This window comes from Streptomyces sp. NPDC054847 (assembly GCF_053610925.1).
In genome coordinates this window covers 1-2,259 of the sequence record NZ_JBSGZJ010000699.1, presented here as the reverse complement: position 1 = coordinate 2,259, position 2,259 = coordinate 1, and the positions used below count along the sequence as shown (strand labels likewise).

The following is a 2,259-nucleotide window of genomic DNA, read 5'->3' as shown; positions in this document are numbered from 1 at the left end:
CTTCAGTTTCCGGGCGCTTTCTCGTATGGTGGAAAACAATTTCCGAAAACAATATGACCGCATTACCTGCTACCGGCGGGTAGGTGTCACCATCTTCACAGCGCTGCCGGGCCTCAGGTGCGGTACCGCACAGCAATGAAGCTAGGGAAAGCAGAGGAACCCGGTCATGGCAACGGCGCCCAGCGTCTCGTACTCGATGACGGTCCGACTGGAGGTGCCCGCGAGCGGAACCGCGGTCTCCCAGCTCACCACGGCCGTGGAGTCCTCCGGCGGTTCCGTAACCGGCCTCGACGTGACCGCGTCCGGCCACGAGAAGCTGCGGATCGACGTCACGATCGCCGCGAGCTCCACCGCGCACGCCGACGAGATCGTCGAGGGTCTGCGCGACATCGAGGGCGTCGTCCTCGGCAAGGTCTCCGACCGTACGTTCCTGATGCACCTCGGCGGCAAGATCGAGATGGCGTCCAAGCACCCCATCCGCAACCGTGACGACCTGTCGATGATCTACACCCCGGGTGTGGCGCGGGTCTGCATGGCGATCGCCGAGAACCCCGAGGACGCCCGCCGCCTGACCATCAAGCGCAACTCCGTTGCAGTGGTGACCGACGGCTCCGCCGTGCTGGGCCTCGGCAACATCGGCCCCAAGGCCGCACTGCCGGTCATGGAGGGCAAGGCGGCCCTCTTCAAGCGCTTCGCCGGCATCGACGCCTGGCCGCTGTGCCTGGACACCCAGGACACCGACGCCATCGTCGAGATCGTCAAGGCGATCGCCCCCGGCTTCGCGGGCATCAACCTCGAGGACATCTCCGCGCCGCGCTGCTTCGAGATCGAGGCACGGCTCCGCGAGGCCCTCGACATCCCCGTCTTCCACGACGACCAGCACGGCACGGCGATCGTCGTCCTCGCCTCCCTGACCAACGCGCTGCGCGTGGTGGGCAAGGGGATCGGCGACGTGCGCGTGGTCATGTCCGGCGCCGGGGCGGCCGGTACCGCCATCCTCAAGCTCCTCATCGCGGCCGGCGTCAAGCACGCCGTCGTCGCCGACATCCACGGCGTCGTGCACGCGGACCGCGCCGACCTGGTGGACGCCACCCCCGACTCCCCGTTGCGGTGGATCGCCGACAACACCAACCCCGAGGGTGTCACCGGCACGCTCAAGGAGTCGGTCGTCGGAGCGGACGTCTTCATCGGCGTCTCCGCGCCCAACGTGCTGGGCGCGGACGACGTCGCGGCCATGGCCGATGACGCGATCGTGTTCGCGCTCGCGAACCCCGACCCCGAGGTCGACCCCGCAATCGCCCGGCAGACGGCGGCAGTTGTGGCCACCGGCCGCTCGGACTTCCCCAACCAGATCAACAACGTGCTGGTCTTCCCCGGTGTGTTCCGCGGCCTGCTGGACGCCCAGTCCCGCACCGTCAACACCGAGATGATGCTCGCGGCCGCGGCCGCGCTCGCGGGCGTCGTCACGGAGGACGAACTCAACCCGAACTACATCATCCCCTCGGTCTTCAACGACAAGGTCGCCGGAGCCGTCGCGGGCGCCGTCCGGGACGCCGCGAAGGCCGCAGGCCCGACTGTGACAGGCCCCACGTCCCACTGACATACGGCGCGTCGCGGGTCGCGGGGTTGCAAACCCCCCTTTAGGGTGGCGGATCAGGGAGCACGCGGCCCCGGCACGCCCGCTCCGACGAGTCTCCAGGGAGTCGACGGAACGTCACCACGATGAGGCAGTGGTGGCCTTCGTGTGACTCCGGAGGGTGCCGGATTGGCTTTCCCGCCGCTGGTGGGGGCAGGATGCTTCCCCGAGGACCTGCGTCCTGGGGGAAGTCCCGCGGGCGCGGAGGGGTCTGACAGCAGACCCGGGTCCGGGGACTGTCCGAGGGCCCTGGCAGCATCGGCTTCGATCCACGCCTCACAGGCAAGAAGAACACGGGAGTAACAAAATGAACCGCAGTGAGCTGGTGGCCGCGCTGGCCGACCGCGCCGAGGTGACCCGCAAGGACGCCGACGCCGTTCTGGCCGCTCTCGCCGAGACCGTCGGCGAGGTCGTCGCCAAGGGCGACGAGAAGGTCACCATCCCCGGCTTCCTGACCTTCGAGCGCACCCACCGTGCCGCTCGCACCGCTCGGAACCCGCAGACCGGCGACCCGATCCAGATCCCGGCCGGCTACAGCGTGAAGGTCTCCGCGGGCTCGAAGCTCAAGGAAGCCGCCAAGGGCAAGTAAGGCCTTCGGCAGCGTGAGGGCGGCCACCCCGTGC

2 protein-coding genes are annotated in these 2,259 nt (G+C 68.7%); both read left to right on the top strand.

Annotated elements, in window-relative coordinates:
* The first annotated feature begins 166 nt into the window (after window positions 1-166).
* Window positions 167-1,600: a malic enzyme-like NAD(P)-binding protein gene (locus tag ACWGH4_RS34395; protein WP_453467748.1), complete on the top strand. Its 1,434-nt coding sequence runs from the start codon at window positions 167-169 to the stop codon at window positions 1,598-1,600.
* 343 nt (window positions 1,601-1,943) lie between these two features.
* Entirely contained in the window at window positions 1,944-2,225 is a 282-nt protein-coding gene (locus ACWGH4_RS34390; protein ID WP_004571953.1) for an HU family DNA-binding protein, read from the top strand.
* Window positions 2,226-2,259 lie beyond the last annotated feature (34 nt).

Excerpts from the sequence above, each read along its gene's own strand:
- ACWGH4_RS34395 (WP_453467748.1), top strand. The coding sequence starts at position 167 with ATGGCAACGGCGCCCAGCGTCTCGTACTCGATGACGGTCCGACTGGAG.
- ACWGH4_RS34390 (WP_004571953.1), top strand. The coding sequence starts at position 1,944 with ATGAACCGCAGTGAGCTGGTGGCCGCGCTGGCCGACCGCGCCGAGGTG.